Below are 16,036 nucleotides of genomic sequence, written 5' to 3' on the forward strand. Positions count from 1 at the left end.
CTGTCAGGCTACGTGACTTCGTAGCGCAGGTAAACGATCCCCGAAGGGAACGCCCGGGTTTCCAGCAGCCGGGTCCTGATGGAGGCGTCGAGCTGGGGGAAGAACGGCTTGCCCGCGCCCAGCACGAGCGGGTGGACGAAGATGCGGAACTCGTCCACCAGCCCGAGCCGCAGCACGGGACTACTCCGGCCCGCGGAACTCATCGCCTTTTCGCGAGGAATTCGAGTGCCTCCCCGCTGTGGAACTTCGAGATCCCCAGCATGAACTCCCGCTCCGGGAAATCGCCGTCGAGCAGCCGGAGCGGCCCGGCGGTGAGCGACAGATGCTGAGCCAGCTCGTACAGCCGCATCCGGTCTTCGTCCAGCCCGTCGACGCGCAGCCGCTCATAATGCTCGTGGAAGCGGATCCGGAGGAAGACGTGCTCCCATTCGGCGTCGAAGAACATCGTGCCTTCGAGGTCGATCAGCACCGGCACGTCGTGGTCGTCCACCAGCACGTGATCGGGTCCGAGCTCCCCGTGAATGAGCCCGTAGTCCGGCCGCGGCCGCACGCCCGCGGCCATCTCCCGCAGCGCGCCCTCGAAGTCCTCCCGGACCGCGCCGATCCGCTCGACCCGCACGGCCGCCTCGTCCAGGTCCCGCAGCGCCTGCTCCAGCACGACCTCGACCGCGGACGGCCGCCGGATCCCCTCGATCTTCCCCACCCACGGCGCCCGCTCCCGCCCCATGGCCTCAAGGCTCGCCGCCAGCCGATCCATCACCCGGCCCGCCCTCGTGGGGTCGTCGCGCAACAACGCCTCCAGCGTCCCTCCGCGCACATCCTCGATCACCGCGACGTCCCCCGGCCGGTCCACGAGGTAGACCTCGGGCACCCGCACCCCGAGGCCGCTCAACCGGCTGTGGGCGGCCTCGAAGAACCGCAGCCCGGAAGCATGACCGAACGGGGTCTCCGGGTCGGCGTCCGCCGCGGCCGGCCAGAAGTCCTCCTCCTGGGACCAGACATAGACGATCGCGCCGGGCCGCCCGTCGTCGAACGAGAGCCGATAGACGCCCTTCTTGCTCCCGCCCCTGAGCCGCTCGACCCCCGCAGGCCGGCGCCCCTTCCCGAAGGCCGCACGCGCGATCTCGGCGAACCGCTGATCATCCATCACATGCCCGCCCTTGCCGTGCTGTGGATCCTCAAGAGCCGAGGCCGGCGTACTGCGGCTTCCCATGCCCACCTCATCCGGATCGCCGCAACGTCAGCGACTGGAACCGGAGTCGGTCAGATCCCACGACGTGGAAATCCACCACCTCGAAGGCCTTGCGTGCGTACTCCTGGAGTTGCTCATCGCCGCGGAAAGAGAAGAACCGAGGAGGATGGTGATCGTCGCCTTCGAAGGGACCCTCACCCGTCAAGCTCCCTCCGCCGTACACGCCGAGAAAGAAGAGGCCACCGGGCCGCATCAGCGTGTGGATCGCATCCATTACCGCCGGAAGGTCGCTGTTGGGCACATGCAGCAAGCAGTTCACCGCGTACACGGCGTCGAACGAACAAGGCGGGAAATCGAGGCTCAGAAAGTCCATGGCATGGGCTTCCACGCCCTTCTGTCGGCAGAGAGCCACCATGGCGGGCGACAGATCGACAGCCACGACCTCCAGGCCGTTCTCCTGGAAGTACGCGCTGTCCTGGCCCGTTCCGGCGCCGACCTCCAGCAGCCGCCCGCAACGCTCGCCCCGCAGCCGGCTCAGGAACGCCTCCCGCTCTGCCAGCTTCCACGGAGCCTTGCCGCTGACGTCGCGTCGTTCGGCGCCATCGTCGTATGCCGTTCGGAGGGGGCCGATCACGTCGTCGTAGCGCGCGCTCATCGCGCCATGATGCCCTACGAGGGATCTTGACGACAGGCACCCGCTGGACACATCGTTTCGACCGGACGGCGGCACGAGGCTGGAGACGGCTTCGCGGGCGCGGCCCGGGCAGTCGGCGCGGCTCGCGCGGCCGCGGTGAGCGGGGCGGCGTGAGCAGGGGGCCTTGAGCAGGGGGCCTTGAGCAGGGGGCCTTGAGCAGGGGCTGTGAGCGGGCCGCCGTCCTATGAGGCGTCGTGGACGACCAGGGCCAGCTGGACGCGGTTGTCCAGGCCCGTCTTGGTGAGGATGCGGGAGATGTAGCCCTTGACCGTGCCCACGCTCATGTGCAGCTCACCGGCGATGACGGCGTTGGTCTTGCCCTGCCCGACCGCCAGCGCCACCTCCCGCTCGCGGTCGCTGAGTGCCGACAGCACCCGCCGGGCGTCGACCCGCCGCCGGTCGTCCTCCTCGGGCTGCAGGTGGGCGATCAGCCGCCGGGTGACGCTCGGCGACAGGCTGGGCTCGCCCGCGGCGACGCGCCGGATCGCCTCGACGATCCCCTCGGGCGGCGTGTCCTTCAGCAGGAACCCGCTGGCTCCCGCGCGCAGCGCCCGGAACACGTGCTCGTCCGCGTCGAACGTGGTCAGGATGATGACCTCCGGCGCGTCCTGGCGGGCGCGCAGCCTGCGGGTCGCGTCGATGCCGTCGACGCCGGCCATCCGGATGTCCATCAGCACCACGTCGGGAGAGTGCTCGCCCACCGCGGCCTGGACCTGCGCGCCGTCGGCCACCGCACCCACCACCTGGAGGGCGGGCGCGCCCTTGAGCATCAGCGTCAGCCCAGTCCGGACGAGCGCGTCGTCGTCGACGATGAGCACCCTGATCGCGGCGGGCACACTCCCGGCCCCGCCGAGAGACGCACCCGCAACCTCACCCCCGGCAGAACCCGCAGACCCACTCACGGGTGGACCTCCAGCCCGACTCACAGCCGCACCCCCAGATCCACGGGCGTGCCCGCAGGCCCGCTCACGGGTGGACCGGCAGACCCGCTCACCGGCTCACTCATGGGGCCGCTCACGTGGCCATGGTAGCCGCGCCGCCAGCCGGAACCCGTCGCCGTCGGTGCGTCCCCGCTCCAGGTACCCGCCCGCCAGCGAGACCCGTTCCTCCAGCCCGGCCAGCCCCGCTCCGCCCCCGGTCGTACCCAGCCCCGCCGCCTCCGGCCCGGTGGGCAGCGGGTTGCGCACCTCGACCGTCAGCTCGTCCCCGGCCGCGCCGGAGACCACGACGGTGACGGGCCGGCCGGGCGCGTGCTTGCGCGCGTTGGTCAGCCCTTCCTGCACGACGCGGTACGCCGTGCGCCGGGTCGTCTCCGGCAGGTCGGCGAAGCGTACGTCGTGCTCGTGCAGCTCAATGCGCATCCCGGCCCGCCGCGACTCCTCCACCAGCGGCGCGAGGCCAGTCAGCGGGAGCTCGGCCGACGGGCTCTCGCGCAGCACGGAGATGACCCCGCGCAGCTCCTGCAGAGCCTGGTGGGCGCTGGCCCGGATCACTCCAGCCGCCTCGGCGACCTCGTCCGGCCTCGCGCCGGCGTTGAATTCCAGTGCCCCGGCGTGCACCGCCAGCAGCGACAGCCGGTGGGCGAGCACGTCGTGCATCTCGCGGGCGATGCCGAGGCGTTCGGAGCGGCGGGCCTCCTCCGCGCGCAGCCGCTGGTCGGCCTCGGCGCGGCGGGCCCGTTCCGCCAGTGACGCCAGCAGCTCCCGCCGGGTCCTGGCCAGGATGCCCCAGCCGGTGATCGCCCCGCCGAACAGCACGCCGACCAGCGCCCACACCGGGTACGGCGCCAGCCCGGGCGGCCGCCAGGCGAACCTGACCAGCGTCGCCGCCACCCACGCCACCCCCACCGCGACGGCCGCGGGAGGTCGCCGGTACAGCGCCGCGACGAGCGTGGCGATCCCCGCGGCCACCGACGCGGCCGCGGCCGGGACGGACAGTGCGATGACGGCCAGCGAGGCGGCCACCGGCCACCGCCGGCACAACCACAGCCCCGCGCACGCCAGGGCTCCGCCGACCACGTCGGCCCACAGGTACCAGCCGGGCGTCCCAGGGACCAGATCCCCCCAGACCACCGCGACGCCCCCTGCCACGGCGAGCACGATGCCGCCGACCCCGACCGCCCAATCACGCCGCGACCGCCCCGGATGCGGCTGCCCACCCACCCAGTCACGCCACGACCGCCCCGAGCCCGGCTGCCCACCCGCCCCCGAGCCCCAGCGGCTCCCGGCCTCCCCGCCGCTCGCGGCTCCGCGGTCCCGTCCCGGGCCGTCGTCGTCTGCGGCTTCTCCGTGCCTCCAGGGTTCGCCGTCGCGGCGGCCCCCGTCCCTGCCCTGTGCTGCGAACACAACCGCAGATCGTATCCACCGGCCTTACGCCTGGTAAGCAACCAAAGTCACCACCGCCGCCCCCGCCCTGGCAACCAAAGTCACCACCCGGAAGCGACCGAAGAGGCCACGGACCGGCCTGGCGGCAGCAGCGCGCCGCGCCCGCCCCGGGAGACCGTGAGCGCATGGTCACCTCACGAGCACGCGGCCGGTGGGCCGCGTTCCTGCTGGCCGGGCTCACCCCGGTCGTCGCCGAGCTCACGCTCGGCAATCCGCCCCTCCGCCAGGCTTGGCTGCTGCTGCTGTGGGTGCCGATCTACGGCGCCGGCACCGTACTGATCCGCGAGCTGGTACGCCGTACCGGCCGGGGCTGGCCCGCCATCCTGCTGCTCGGGGCGGCGTACGGGATCGTGGAGGAAGGGCTGGCGCTGCAGGCGCTCACCAGCCCGACCATCTACGGCGTGGCCGGCTGGGCGCCCAGGATCCTCGGTCTCAACAGCGCCTACACCGAGCTGAACCTGCCCTACCATGCGGTCTTCAGCGTGGCGCTGCCGATCCTGCTGGTGGATCTCATCGTCCCTGCTCTTCGTCATCGGCCCTATCTGGGGCGGACCGGGCTGGTCGTGTCGGGGGTGGTGTTCGTGCTGGGCGCCCTGCTGCTGCGGTGGACGACGGCCTTCATCGACCCCGGCTACCAGGCACCGCCGGCGGCGCTGGCGGCGTTCGTGCTGGCGATCGCGGTGCTCGCGGTGCTCGCGCTGCGATTCGTTCCCCGCCCGCCGGACGCGCCGGCCACCGCACCCCAAACGGTTCCCACGCCGCCGACCGCCGCGCCCCGGACGGTTCCCGCGCCGCCGGTCGTCGCGTGCCTGGCCGGGGTGGTGGCGTTCGGATATCTCGCCCTGCTGTTCCCCTTCGGCGGCGCCCGGCACCCGGCCTTCACCCAAGGCGGCTGGGTAATGATCCCGATGGTGGCGGCGGCGCTCCTGGCAATGGCGGCGGGGGTGCTGCTGCACCGGTGGACGGCGCACGGCGGATGGAGCGACCGGCACAGCCTGGCGCTGGCCGGCGGGGCGCTCGTGGCGCACACCGGGTTCGGGGTGATCGCCAACGGCGAGACCGCCACCGATCGTGTGTCGCTGGCCGCGCTCGGACTCGTCATGATTGCCCTGCTGGCCCTGCTCTCCCGGCGTACGCGGAAAGACGCTCAGCACGAACACAGCGAGCCTGATCAGGTGGGATCTTCGGCGATCAGTAAACCTGTGCCGGGGTTCGCCGACGCCCCTGCCTCAGTCTCCGATCTCTGATCGCCGCAAGCACAAGGAGGTGAGTCAACAGGCCGACACCTACGATCAGTCCTGCGACCTGAAACGCAGGCGTCGTGAGCTCACCGGACAGGGACTTGAAGGTCAAGGCGAACCCCACCCAGAGCTGAGCCCCACCCCGAAGGCCGTCAGGGCGTCAACCACGACCTCTTCTGATCAACCGGCTCCACGGCTCACTGTCCCACAAGTGGCCATAAGCGACCACCCACCCCGCCACGGGACCCTTATCCGCGATACCCGCCTCCATGAGTAGTCCTGCGCGTACACGGCGGCGTCCGGGCTCTACCTGATCCCCAGGTCGTGCAGCTCGACACACCCAGAGCCCACTCTCGCCGACCCCTGGCGCCACGCGGAGTCGCGTCGCAGCGCCTACTATCCGGCATCGTCCGGTGAGGGCTGGTCGCGCGGACAGCACCCAGCAGATCGATGGCAAGGATCGACGGAGTCGGTCCGCGGCAGCCCATCGCCCCGGTCCGGGAAACGAGCACCGAAGTGAGCGATCAGCACGGCCTCAGCTCACTTCGACGCGCAACGCTTACGGGGGGTCATCCATTGCCACGGCAACTCGGCTCCGCTTCAACGGTTCATTTCGTCCCGCCGAGGGAGGTCCCAAGAGCAGTCGTCATGTACAAGACGCTGCGCCCGGATCGCTCGCGTGCGACCAGCCCGCTCTCGCGCAGTACGCGGAGGTGTTGTGACACCGCGCTGGGCGTGATGCCGAGCGCACGAGCCAAGTCCGTCGTGGTTGCGGGGGACCGCAGGGCCTCAAGCAGTTCAGCTCGCGCCCGGCCGAGCAACCGGACCGCGCTGCCTGCGGGTGCCTGCGTGCCCGCAGTCCACAGCGCCCCGACGCCCCGCGCCGGATAACGCACCGTGGTCTGCGTGGACGTCCTCTTCTTGATCAGCACGTAAGGTGAGCCGACAACGACCGGCATGAGGACCAGCCCACCCGGACCGCGGTCCACGACCCGCTCGGCCCGCCAACGCGCTCCCCCAAGCTTCAGCTGGCCATCGCGCCAGTGCAGATCCGGATGCAGGTCGGCGAACAACCTCTCGGCACCGCCCGCGGCCATCTGCCTGGCGCGATGGATGACGTCCGCATCGAGTACGGCCCGGATCCGCGACCAATGCGGCGCGATGAGCCGGTCATGTGCCGCGCGCAGTTCCGCGGCGATCGCACGTAGCCCTTCCGCCGGCCGCTCGGCGAGCGCGACAACCGGGGCAGGGGGCTCGTCGCCGAACACGCGCCGGAGGCTGATCCGTACTTGCGAAGCCGGTGTCCTTTGCAAGGCTGCCAGGTCGTCCTCGATGGATGTCCCCGCCCCGGCCGGGGCCGGAACGAGGAACTCCGGCCAGTTCGGCCGATCGCTCACGAGCAGCGGCCACGTATGCGAGAGGTCGAGCGGATGCCTGGCGAGTTCGTCCGCCGCCCATCGCGGCCACCGCAGATTGAGCGGGTTCCGATCACGATCACCCAGTTGCTGCAGGCCGGACACGGTCTCCGACAGCGGCGAGATCGCGAATCGCGGCGGCCCCCCGCCCGCTGCCGCGGACATGAAGGCCTCTGGTGCGTACCGCTTCAGGGCTTCAGGCGTGTACGCCGCCGACACCACGGAGATCACCCAGGAGCCAGAAGGAACAGGCCGGTCCCGGGAAATCAGCATCGGCCGGGAGTTCTACTCACAGGCCTACGTGCGGTCCAAGGACGGCAAGTACGTCTGGAAGTCGCCGCGGACAGTGGGGAAATGGAGCAACTGGCAGAACCTGGCCGGGGTCGTCTGGGGAGAGGACCTGATCAACGGGATCAACCCGGGCTTCCTCAAGCTGGGTGCCTCTCACGATGCGACCAGCGCCGACGGCGGAACTTTTTGAGGGAGTGAAGACTACCCTCCACAGCGGCACGGTGACGGTTCCCGAGCTGGGCGAGAGGCAGGCCGGGATGACCTTCGGGACCGAGGACGAGGACGGTTCGTGGAGCGGGCCGATCACCTGGAAACTCTGGGTGGGACCGGACAACCTGCCGAGACGTTTCCACGCCATCATGAGGTTCACCCCAAAGCGCGGTAGTGGTAAGGCCGAGACCATGACGATGAACATCATCTATCGAGGATGGGGAGAACCCGTCAAGATCACGGCCCCGCCCAAGCACCTCATCACCGACGAATGGTGATCGACGCCCCCTTGTAAGAGAGCCTCGCCCTTACGTGTCTGCCACGACCGGCACGGTGCGTCAGCCGGCGCGGCGTTGGGCATCGGCGAGCCTCGCCAGGCCGACCGGTTCGAGGTCTAGAGCCAGGTGACAGACGTTCATTCGCTGCCCTGCGGCCAGAGCCGAGCTTGATGCGGAGGAGCCGGTCTGCTGGGCTTGCCTGCGTCGATGGTGTGCGAGGTGATCAGCCCCCCAGCCACCCATCTACGTTAAGGGCTGTGTGGCGATCACCTCGGTGCCGGAGTGCTCCCGCCGGAGGCATGTCTTGACCTCATCGGCTCTGTCCGGGAGTTGGCATCCCTCTTGGTGCTAGTGAACGTTCTGTACGCGGTTCCGCCTGCGTTCGTTGGTGCGGCGGGGTGGCCGGTCGGCACCGGCCCGGAGAGGCCGCACGCCCGCCCGGACCGCCCGGCCGCCCGCCGCCCAACGGGCGGCGGCCGACGGCGGTGACCATCAGGCGATCCGGTAGGCGGCGGCGCCGTTGTGCAGGAAACGGGCGCGGCCGTGGCCGTCGGAGCCGACGAGGGACAGGACCTGGTGGCCGGAGGACTTCGGTTCGGCGGTGATGACGGAGCTGTCGTTGAGGCGGACGACCTCGACGCGCTTCTCGGACCCGCCTAGGAAGGACTCGGCGATTTCATTGCGTGGGCGGTAGATGAGGAACGCGCGGTCGTGCTCGCTGGTAAGGGTGAGGTCGTACAGGGTGGAGCGATAGGTGCCGCAGATGCGGTCCGCGTCGATCCCGGTCGGGTACAAGGGCGGCACGGGTAGTGGTGCCGTCTCGACGTCGGCAAGGTCCCTGAGCGCCGCACCGAAGATCTCGTAGGCCAGGGGCTCACCGCCCGTGCTGTTGGTCAGTACGGCCACCGCCACGCCCGCCGATGGGACGACGCGAAGGAATGCCTTCTGCCCCTTGGCGACACCGGTGTGGCCGACGACGCCGTCCTGGTAGAGCATCCAGCCAAGTCCCCAGCCGATGACGCCGCCGCCGAAGTCCGGGACGAATTCCACCTGGGGTTCGCGCAGTGCCGCCAGCGCGTGGTCGGTGAGATGCAGGCGGACGAACTCCAGCAGCTCGCGTGCGCTGATCGCAAAGTGCGAGCCGCTGGGCGCGGAGTAGTAGGAAACCGCCCACTCTCTCGCCGGAACGACCTCTCCGCCGATCTGGACGTGGCCGACGGCGGCGCGGTGCAGGATCGCCTCATAGGTGTCGGTAGCGGCGGTGTGCAGGCCCAGTGGTGTCACCAGGCGTTCGCGGAGCACGTCGTGGAAGGGCTTGTCGCGTAACACCTCCACCAGCCTGCCGAGCACCACGTACCCGCTGTTGGAGTAGGAGAAGACGGTGTCAGGCGGGAGGAGATGGTCCGCCTCGGCGAGGGTGGCGACGAACTTCTCGATCGCGTCGTCGTTGCGACCGGTGTCGGTGAAATGGTTGCCGTCGATACCGCCGGTGTGGGTGAGCAGGTGGCGGGCGGTCAGGGACGCGGTGGCGGCCGGGTCGCTCAGCCGGAAGCCGGGCAGGTAGTCGCGGACAGGACGGTCGAGATCCAGCACACCGTCGCCGACCAGTTGCTGGATCAGCGTGGCTGTCCAGATCTTGGTGATCGAGCCGATCTTGAACACAGAGTCGGTCGTGGCCTCGACCTGGGTGCGCAGACTCAGCACGCCCGCGGCCTCGTCCTGAATCTCCCCGTTGGCCAGCACGGCGACCTGGGCGCCTGGTACGTCGTATTTCGCGACAAGCTCGCCAAGATCCCATCCCATCCCGCCAGGCTAGTGGCGACGGCCTCGTCCAACAGCTCGACCAGGACGACATCGACCGGGCGGCCGAAGACGCCACCACCCCAGGCGACCGGCTCGTGCTCATGCTCGCCGCCGTTCACGCCGCCCGCACCGGCGCCATCCGCTCCCTGCTCCTCGATGATGTCGACCTCGGCAACCGACGGCTCACCATCGCCGACCGCACCCGCCCCATCGATGAGTTCACCCATCAGATCCTGCTCGAATGGCTCGATTACGCGCACCTCCTTCAGTTCGCATGAACTCTGGGACTTCACTGGGGTTGAGGAACGAGCGGACAGCCGCTGGCGTTGAGAACGAGCCGGCGAGCGATCTTTCCAGCCCTATCCCACCTGCGGGCCACACCCACTCGTGAACTCCCCCGCACTCCCGCTCTGCGGCGCTCGGCACACGTTGTCGATCAAGGGGATCCGAATCGACTACCTCGACGCCAGCCTTCGAGGTGTAAGCACGTAGCTGTATTTCGCTGCTGTACGCCCACGCAAAAGGCCCTCCCGGATCATCCGGGAGGGCCTCTGACGTGGAGCCGCCTTGGGGATTCGAACCCCAGACCCCTTCATCACGAGCAAAATCAAGGACTTGCTCATCCTCCCCTACCGAGGGAGTGACCTGCCTTTTGCCGTCCGTCAGAGTCCGTGGACGTCCATGATCGAACGTCCTCGTTGTCACCCACTTCGTCACCCAGCCGCGTCGGCAAGACCTTCGAGCGCTAGGCACAAAAATGCAGCTCAGCGTGGCCTTGCCGATACCCGGTCGCCCTATCTGCGTGCCCGATATCTCAAGAGCGCGCCTTCAGAGATGGCCCGCCAGCCTGTACGGGCGGGCCGCAGCGAGCGAAGAAGGCCCATAGGTCAGCAGCAGTTAGCCGAGGCGCCGACCTGCTCGCTGGCCGATGCGGTGGCCGGAGTACAGCAGGCTGAGTCGGATTCCTTGGTCAGGGTGGCGGCGTCGCCCTTGACCACATACACCTCCCACGGCTCGGCACCGGGACCTTGCACCCAGACCTTGTCCTGGAGGGCGTAGCAGCAGGAGGTGTCGTTCTCCTCGAACGTGGCCAGCCCGGCGTCCTTGAGCCGCTGGGTGGCGGCGTTGACCTGGGCGGTGTCCTCGACCTCGACCCCGAGGTGGTCCATGCGGGTATCCTCCCCCTCCTCCCCCTCGATCAGCACCAGCTTGAGCGGAGGCTCGGCGATGGCGAAGTTGGCGTAGCCGGGGCGGCGCTTGGCCGGTTCGACGCCGAACAGCTTGGAGTAGAAGGTGATCGATCCCTCCAGGTCGGCGACACGTAGGGCGAGCTGGACGCGAGACATGACGATCTCCCATCGTTGTTTCGACGGATGTCTAAGTAGTGCCGAGTTTGCGCCCCTGCTTAGGAATCTGTCAAATTAGAGATATGTCGAAACAGGAGCTGCCGGTGCTCGCCTCCGAGTGCTGCACACCGCTGATCGCCGAACCGATCGCCGAAGACGAGGCCGCCGAGATGGCTCGCGTGTTCAAGGCGCTCGGCGACCCGATCCGGTTGCGGCTGCTGTCCCTGATCGGCGCGCACGAGAGCGGCCGCCAGATCGGTGACGGGGTGTGCGTGTGCGAGTTGGCCGTTGTCTTCGAGGTCACCGCGCCGACGATCTCGCATCATCTCAAAGTGCTGCGTGAGGCCGGTCTGATCGACAGCCAGCGGCGCGGCACCTGGGTCTACTACTGGATCATCCCGGCCACGCTGAAGCGCCTGACGGGTGTTCTGGCCCTGCCCGAGAAGCTTGTCGCGGACGCGCGGTGAACCTGGCGCGCCGGGCGTTTGCCGAGTTCGCCGGCACCGCCGCCCTGGTGGCCGTGGTGGTCGGCTCCGGCATCATGGCAACCGATCTTTCGCATGACGTCGGCGTACAACTGCTGGCCAACAGCCTGGCCACGGCGGCGGGCCTGGCGGTGCTCATCTTGATCCTCGGACCCGTTTCCGGCGCGCACCTCAATCCGGTCGTGTCCGTGGCGGCCTGGGTACTCACCCGACGCGACGCTGCCCCGGCGATACACGGACGGGAGGTGGCGGCCTACGTGCCCGCCCAGGTCGCCGGATCCGTCGCGGGGGCCGTCCTGGCGAACGCCATGTTCGCGCTCCCTGCCGTTCAGGTCTCGGCGCACGACCGGTCGGCCCCTCACCTGCTGCTGGGTGAGGTAGTGGCCACCGCGGGGCTCATCGTGGTCGTCTTCGCGTTGGCCCGGCAAGGCCGCGCCGCGCTCGCCCCGGTCACGGTCGGTGGCTACATCGGTGCCGCCTACTGGTTCACCAGCAGTACGAGCTTCGCCAACCCTGCCGTCACCCTGGGGCGCGCCTTCACCGACACCTTCGCCGGGATCGCCCCTGCTTCGGTGCCCGGTTTCATCGCCGCCCAACTGACCGGTGCCGCGCTCGGCGCCCTGCTGCTGGTCGTGCTCTACCCGAACAACCCGCAGCCCGATGCGGAGCCCGTCCCTGGCTCCGCCTACCAGGCCGCCGCCGATCAGCCTCGATAGGAGAAAGCCGTGCCCGACCAGATCGACGCGCCGCCGCAGGTGTTGTTCGTGTGCGTGCACAACGCGGGCCGCTCCCAGATGGCCGCCGCCTTCCTGACCCATCTGGCCGGCGATCGGGTACGCGTGCGTTCGGCCGGTTCCGCGCCCGCCGATCACGTGAACCCGGCCGTGGTGGCGGCGATGGCAGAGCGTGGCATCGACATCTCCGCCGAGATCCCCAAGGTGCTCACCGTCGATGCCGTACAGGCCAGCGACGTCGTGATCACCATGGGTTGCGGCGACGCCTGCCCGATCTTTCCCGGCAAGCGCTACGAGGACTGGGTGCTGGACGATCCGGCCGGGCAGGGCGTCGAAGCCGTGCGCCCGATCCGGGACGCGATCGAGGCCCGCGTGCGTGCGCTGATCTCTGACCTCACCCCCACTCCCGCAGACAGATGAGCGTCACCACGAACCCGGACACGACGGCCTACGGGCCACTCATCGAGTCCATGCGTGCCGCCCATGCCGATCAGGTGCTGACCGTCTACCAGCTCGGCATCGACGAAGGCCAGGCCACCTTCGAGACCACCGCCCCGACCTGGGCGCAGTTCGACGCGTCCAAGCTGCCCGACCACCGCCATGTCGCCCTGGGCACCCTCGACGGCACGCCCGGCCGGGTAGTCGGCTGGATCGCCGCGTCGGCCGTCTCGGCCCGCAGCGCCTACGCCGGGGTGGTCGAGCATTCGGTCTACGTGCACCCCGGTGGCCGCCGCCGTGGTGTCGGTCTGGCGCTGCTGCGGGCACTGATCGCCTCTACGGAGGCCGCAGGCATCTGGACGATCCAGTCCGGCATCTTCCCCGAGAACACCGCCAGTCTGGCCCTGCATGCCCGCGCCGGATTCCGGGTGATCGGCACGCGCGAGCGCATCGGCCGCCACCACGGCGCATGGCGCGACGTCGTACTGATCGAGCGCCGCAGCCCCACGGTGACGTGAACTCTCGGCCGAAGGCCGGCCGCTCTCATCCTGGAGGCTTTCCGGGCCGCCTTTCATCGTCTATCGTCGATTAACGATGGACAAAGAGAAAGGCCCGCTTGATCGGCCGACCGCAGCCACGTACGCCTCATGGTTCAAGGCCCTGGCCGACGCCACGCGCGTGCAGATCGTCTCGCTGCTGGCCCGCCGTGGCGTGCCGATGAGCGTGGGCGAAATCGTCGAGGCTGTGGACGTGGGCCAGTCCACCGTCTCAGCGCACCTCAAGACCCTTTCAGAGGTGCGGTTCGTGCTGGTCGAGCGCGTCGGCACGTCGGCGTTCTACCGGATCAACACCGCGTGTGTGGAGTGCTTCCCCAGCGCCGCCGATCTCGTCATGGGCCGCCCTGCTCCCGCACCGCCCGCCTGTACCCCCGCGTCAGGAGACACCGATGAGTGAACCCACCGATCGGCGTGAGGCCACCGTTCAGCGCTACTCCGGGCTGGCCCAACTGGCGGTGTCCGGCGGCACGCCGCTGGACTGCGAGGCCGGCGCTTTCACCGACGGCTGCTTCGGCGCCGCCGCCTACGCCGACAGTGACGCACCCGATGTGCCGGAAGCGGCCCTGCGCGCCAGCCTCGGCTGTGGCAACCCGCTCGCCGTCGCCGACCTTCACCCCGGCGAAACGGTGCTGGACCTCGGCTCCGGCGGCGGCCTGGACGTACTGCTGTCCGCCCGCCGCGTCGGCCCCACCGGCCGCGCCTACGGCCTGGACGCCAGCCCGGACATGCTCGCCCTGGCCCGCGCCAACGCTGAACAGGCCGGAGCGAAGAACGTCGAGTTCCTGCACGGCCACATCGAGGACATCCCGCTGCCCGAGGCCGCTGTGGACGTCGTCATCTCCAACTGCGTCATCAATCTGTCCACGGACAAACCCGCCGTGCTCGCCGAAGCCTTCCGCGTCCTGACACACGGAGGACGCCTGGGCATCAGCGACGTCATCGCCGACGACGGCCTGGACTCCGACCAGCGGATCGCCGCCGAACAACACGTGGGCTGCGCCAACGGCACCCTGACCGCTCGCGAGTACGGGCAGCTACTACAACAGGTGGGCTTCACCAGCGTCCGCATCACGCCCACCGCCGACGCTGGTGGCGGGCTCCACTCCGCCATAATCGAGGCCCTGAAGCCCAGCGCCGCTGGTTGACGTGGATGGCTCGTTAAGGGGTTGTTGACGGCTTCACCTTTCGCACAAAGCTCCCAGAGGCCGGACACGCTGTAACACTGGGGCGCCGAACGGGTGAAGCGAAACGTGGTGGACCTCTGCTCGGTGCCGCGCGGCAAGGAGGGCCGTCCGGCCAAGGCGCTCACGCCGGCTCAGGCAGAAGCCGTGCTCAAGGCCGCCGAAGGAACCCGCATGCACGGATATCCGGTGCTGGCCCTGCTCACCGGCGCACACACCGAGGAGCTTCGAGCGCTGACGTGGGACCACGTGGACCTGGAGGGCTCTCCCGACGCTGACCCGGCCGTGCCGCCGTACATGGCCGTGTGGCGGTCCGTCCGCACCGGAGGGGCACCGGAGGGGCACCAAGACCCGAAAGTCCCGGCGCACTCTGGCCCTCCCACAGCGCTGTGGAGCGCTCAAAGCACAGAGGGCTCAGCAGGAGGCGGACAAGGAAGCGGCGGGCAAGCGGTGGATGGAACACGGGCTCGTGTTCGCCTCGACCGTGTGCACACCTCTCGACTCCCATAACGTGCGGCGCGCTTTCCGCGCGATCATCGCCAAACCGATCTCGACCCCGACAAGTGGACGCCCCCGGAGCTGCGGCACAGCTTCGTGTCCCTGCTCTCAGACCAAGGCATCCCCTTGGAGGAGATCTCCCGGCTGGCCGGCCACAACAGCACAGCGGTAACCGAACTGGTCTACCGCAAGCAAATCCGCCCCGTACTCCAGGAAGGCGCGGTGGCCATGGACCGGATCTTCAAGACATGAGATCGGCAGGCTTAGACACCCAGAAGCCCCCCGCGATCACGCGGGGGGCTTCTGGCCTGGAGCCGCCTTGGGGATTCGAACCCCAGACCCCTTCATTACGAGTGAAGTGCTCTGGCCGACTGAGCTAAGGCGGCGTGCTCTGCGACTTGGAAGAGTCTACAGGAGCCGGAGGGGTACTCGCTCCCTCGATCATGCCTCGGCCGGATCTCCGTACGTCGAGTCGTACGCCTTGCGTGGCGCGCACACGCTGGCCTTCGAGCAGGCGCAGCGTCGCCCTCCGTCGTTGAGGCGCACCACCACGGAGTCGGACGGCACGTTGTGGCCCACCACGACGCCCGGCCCCTGCGGGGTCTCCACGCTGGCCCCCGCCCGGGGAGCCGAGGCGCGGAACTCCTGGTAGAGCGGGTGCTCGTACTTCAGGCAGCACATGAGCCGCCCGCAGGCCCCCGCGATCCGCAGCGGATTGACCGGAAGGTCCTGATCCTTGGCCATGCGTACGGAGACCGGCTCGAAGTCCTTCAGGAACGTGGCGCAGCACAGGTCACGGCCGCAGGGCCCGATGCCGCCCTGCAGTCGCGCCTCGTCCCTCGGCCCGATCTGCCGCAGCTCGACCCTGGCCCGCAGGTTGCGGGCCAGGTCGCGGACCAGGGCGCGGAAGTCGACCCGGTGCGGCGCCGAGAAGTAGACCGTGTAGATGTTGTCCTCGTCGAGGTAGTCGATCCCGACCACCTTCATCGGCAGGGTGTGCCGCTTGATCAGCCGCTTCGACACGCTGCGGGCCTCGGCCCTGCGGCGCTTGTTGGTCTCGTCGCGAGCCAGGTGCTCCTCGCCCGCCAGGCCCGCGCACAGGGGCAGCCCTTCGACGTCCTCGCTCGTGTACTGAGGCGCCCAGACGCACTCCGCCACCTCGGGACCCGAGTCGGTCGGCACGAGCACCTTGTCGCCCACTTTCGGGCTGTGCTCGCCGGGATCGAGGTAGTAGAGCCTCCCGTAACGGGTGAAGCTCACGGCCATGATCATTCCCATGGGCTCGAGCT

General features: G+C 69.3%; 20 protein-coding genes and 1 tRNA gene. 11 read left to right on the forward strand and 10 right to left on the reverse strand.

Annotated elements, in window-relative coordinates; translation table 11 throughout:
* Positions 1-8 precede the first annotated feature (8 nt).
* From ACFKCF_RS13575 to ACFKCF_RS13595, 5 genes are all read right to left on the reverse strand, one after another.
* The gene (locus ACFKCF_RS13575) at positions 9-203 is read right to left on the reverse strand and encodes a dihydrofolate reductase family protein (protein ID WP_394493485.1); all 195 of its coding nucleotides are present in this window, start codon (positions 201-203) and stop codon (positions 9-11) included.
* On the reverse strand, positions 200-1,213 hold the full coding sequence (locus ACFKCF_RS13580) for a phosphotransferase family protein (RefSeq protein ID WP_394493487.1): 1,014 nt from the start codon (positions 1,211-1,213) through the stop codon (positions 200-202). The genes ACFKCF_RS13575 and ACFKCF_RS13580 overlap by 4 nt, the downstream gene beginning before the upstream one ends.
* A 7-nt stretch (positions 1,214-1,220) precedes the next feature.
* A complete protein-coding gene (locus ACFKCF_RS13585; protein WP_394493489.1) occupies positions 1,221-1,847 on the reverse strand; it encodes a class I SAM-dependent methyltransferase in 627 nt (208 codons plus the stop codon).
* A gap of 221 nt (positions 1,848-2,068) precedes the next feature.
* Positions 2,069-2,722: a response regulator gene (locus tag ACFKCF_RS13590; protein WP_394493491.1), complete on the reverse strand. Its 654-nt coding sequence runs from the start codon at positions 2,720-2,722 to the stop codon at positions 2,069-2,071.
* A gap of 162 nt (positions 2,723-2,884) precedes the next feature.
* Positions 2,885-3,976: a sensor histidine kinase gene (locus tag ACFKCF_RS13595; protein ID WP_394493492.1), complete on the reverse strand. Its 1,092-nt coding sequence runs from the start codon at positions 3,974-3,976 to the stop codon at positions 2,885-2,887.
* A gap of 419 nt (positions 3,977-4,395) precedes the next feature.
* Here ACFKCF_RS13595 and ACFKCF_RS13600 point away from each other — a divergent pair, with 419 nt between their 5' ends.
* Entirely contained in the window at positions 4,396-5,517 is a 1,122-nt protein-coding gene (locus tag ACFKCF_RS13600) for a hypothetical protein (protein ID WP_394493494.1), read from the forward strand.
* Between the two features lie 602 nt (positions 5,518-6,119).
* Here ACFKCF_RS13600 and ACFKCF_RS13605 read toward each other — a convergent pair.
* Positions 6,120-7,148, reverse strand: a complete 1,029-nt coding sequence (locus tag ACFKCF_RS13605) for an ArsR/SmtB family transcription factor (RefSeq protein WP_394493495.1) — start codon at positions 7,146-7,148, stop codon at positions 6,120-6,122.
* Here ACFKCF_RS13605 and ACFKCF_RS13610 point away from each other — a divergent pair.
* Positions 7,129-7,407 (forward strand): hypothetical protein, encoded by a 279-nt coding sequence (locus ACFKCF_RS13610; protein ID WP_394493496.1) that lies wholly within the window; start codon positions 7,129-7,131, stop codon positions 7,405-7,407. The two genes, ACFKCF_RS13605 and ACFKCF_RS13610, sit on opposite strands and share 20 nt — an antisense overlap.
* Before the next feature lie 4 nt (positions 7,408-7,411).
* A complete protein-coding gene (locus tag ACFKCF_RS13615) occupies positions 7,412-7,705 on the forward strand; it encodes a hypothetical protein (RefSeq protein WP_394493498.1) in 294 nt (97 codons plus the stop codon).
* A 492-nt stretch (positions 7,706-8,197) separates the two neighbouring features.
* On the opposite strand, the gene ACFKCF_RS13620 is transcribed toward ACFKCF_RS13615, so the two are convergent.
* The gene (locus ACFKCF_RS13620; RefSeq protein ID WP_394493499.1) at positions 8,198-9,508 is read right to left on the reverse strand and encodes a serine hydrolase domain-containing protein; all 1,311 of its coding nucleotides are present in this window, start codon (positions 9,506-9,508) and stop codon (positions 8,198-8,200) included.
* 95 nt (positions 9,509-9,603) lie between these two features.
* Between ACFKCF_RS13620 and ACFKCF_RS13625 the strand changes: the two genes are divergently transcribed.
* On the forward strand, positions 9,604-9,786 hold the full coding sequence (locus ACFKCF_RS13625; protein WP_394493501.1) for a hypothetical protein: 183 nt from the start codon (positions 9,604-9,606) through the stop codon (positions 9,784-9,786).
* Positions 9,787-10,395: 609 nt separating this feature from the next.
* Here ACFKCF_RS13625 and ACFKCF_RS13630 read toward each other — a convergent pair.
* Complete coding sequence (locus tag ACFKCF_RS13630) at positions 10,396-10,854, reverse strand: ArsI/CadI family heavy metal resistance metalloenzyme (protein ID WP_394493503.1); 459 nt, start codon at positions 10,852-10,854, stop codon at positions 10,396-10,398.
* 104 nt (positions 10,855-10,958) lie between these two features.
* On the opposite strand from ACFKCF_RS13630, the gene ACFKCF_RS13635 reads away from it, so the two are divergent.
* From ACFKCF_RS13635 to ACFKCF_RS13665, 7 genes are all read left to right on the forward strand, one after another.
* Positions 10,959-11,321 (forward strand): ArsR/SmtB family transcription factor, encoded by a 363-nt coding sequence (locus tag ACFKCF_RS13635; RefSeq protein ID WP_394493505.1) that lies wholly within the window; start codon positions 10,959-10,961, stop codon positions 11,319-11,321.
* Positions 11,318-12,055: an aquaporin gene (locus ACFKCF_RS13640; protein WP_394493506.1), complete on the forward strand. Its 738-nt coding sequence runs from the start codon at positions 11,318-11,320 to the stop codon at positions 12,053-12,055. Before ACFKCF_RS13635 ends, ACFKCF_RS13640 begins: the two co-directional genes overlap by 4 nt.
* Positions 12,056-12,064: 9 nt before the next feature.
* Complete coding sequence (locus tag ACFKCF_RS13645) at positions 12,065-12,493, forward strand: arsenate reductase ArsC (protein ID WP_394493508.1); 429 nt, start codon at positions 12,065-12,067, stop codon at positions 12,491-12,493.
* Positions 12,490-13,029 carry a GNAT family N-acetyltransferase gene (locus tag ACFKCF_RS13650; RefSeq protein ID WP_394493509.1) on the forward strand — a complete coding sequence of 180 codons (540 nt, stop codon included), beginning with the start codon at positions 12,490-12,492 and terminating at the stop codon, positions 13,027-13,029. Before ACFKCF_RS13645 ends, ACFKCF_RS13650 begins: the two co-directional genes overlap by 4 nt.
* 76 nt (positions 13,030-13,105) lie before the next feature.
* A complete protein-coding gene (locus ACFKCF_RS13655; protein ID WP_394493511.1) occupies positions 13,106-13,465 on the forward strand; it encodes an ArsR/SmtB family transcription factor in 360 nt (119 codons plus the stop codon).
* A complete protein-coding gene (locus tag ACFKCF_RS13660; RefSeq protein WP_394493512.1) occupies positions 13,458-14,213 on the forward strand; it encodes a methyltransferase domain-containing protein in 756 nt (251 codons plus the stop codon). Before ACFKCF_RS13655 ends, ACFKCF_RS13660 begins: the two co-directional genes overlap by 8 nt.
* A gap of 615 nt (positions 14,214-14,828) precedes the next feature.
* Positions 14,829-14,999, forward strand: a complete 171-nt coding sequence (locus ACFKCF_RS13665; protein ID WP_394493964.1) for a hypothetical protein — start codon at positions 14,829-14,831, stop codon at positions 14,997-14,999.
* 57 nt (positions 15,000-15,056) lie between these two features.
* Here the strand turns inward: ACFKCF_RS13665 and ACFKCF_RS13670 are convergent.
* A tRNA-Thr gene (locus ACFKCF_RS13670) sits at positions 15,057-15,133 on the reverse strand.
* Between the two features lie 55 nt (positions 15,134-15,188).
* Positions 15,189-16,019 (reverse strand): stage 0 sporulation family protein, encoded by an 831-nt coding sequence (locus ACFKCF_RS13675; RefSeq protein ID WP_394493965.1) that lies wholly within the window; start codon positions 16,017-16,019, stop codon positions 15,189-15,191.
* Positions 16,020-16,036: the final 17 nt, after the last annotated feature.

The sequence above is a fragment of the Nonomuraea sp. JJY05 genome, assembly GCF_043496855.1.
Classification (GTDB): Bacteria; Actinomycetota; Actinomycetes; order Streptosporangiales; family Streptosporangiaceae; genus Nonomuraea.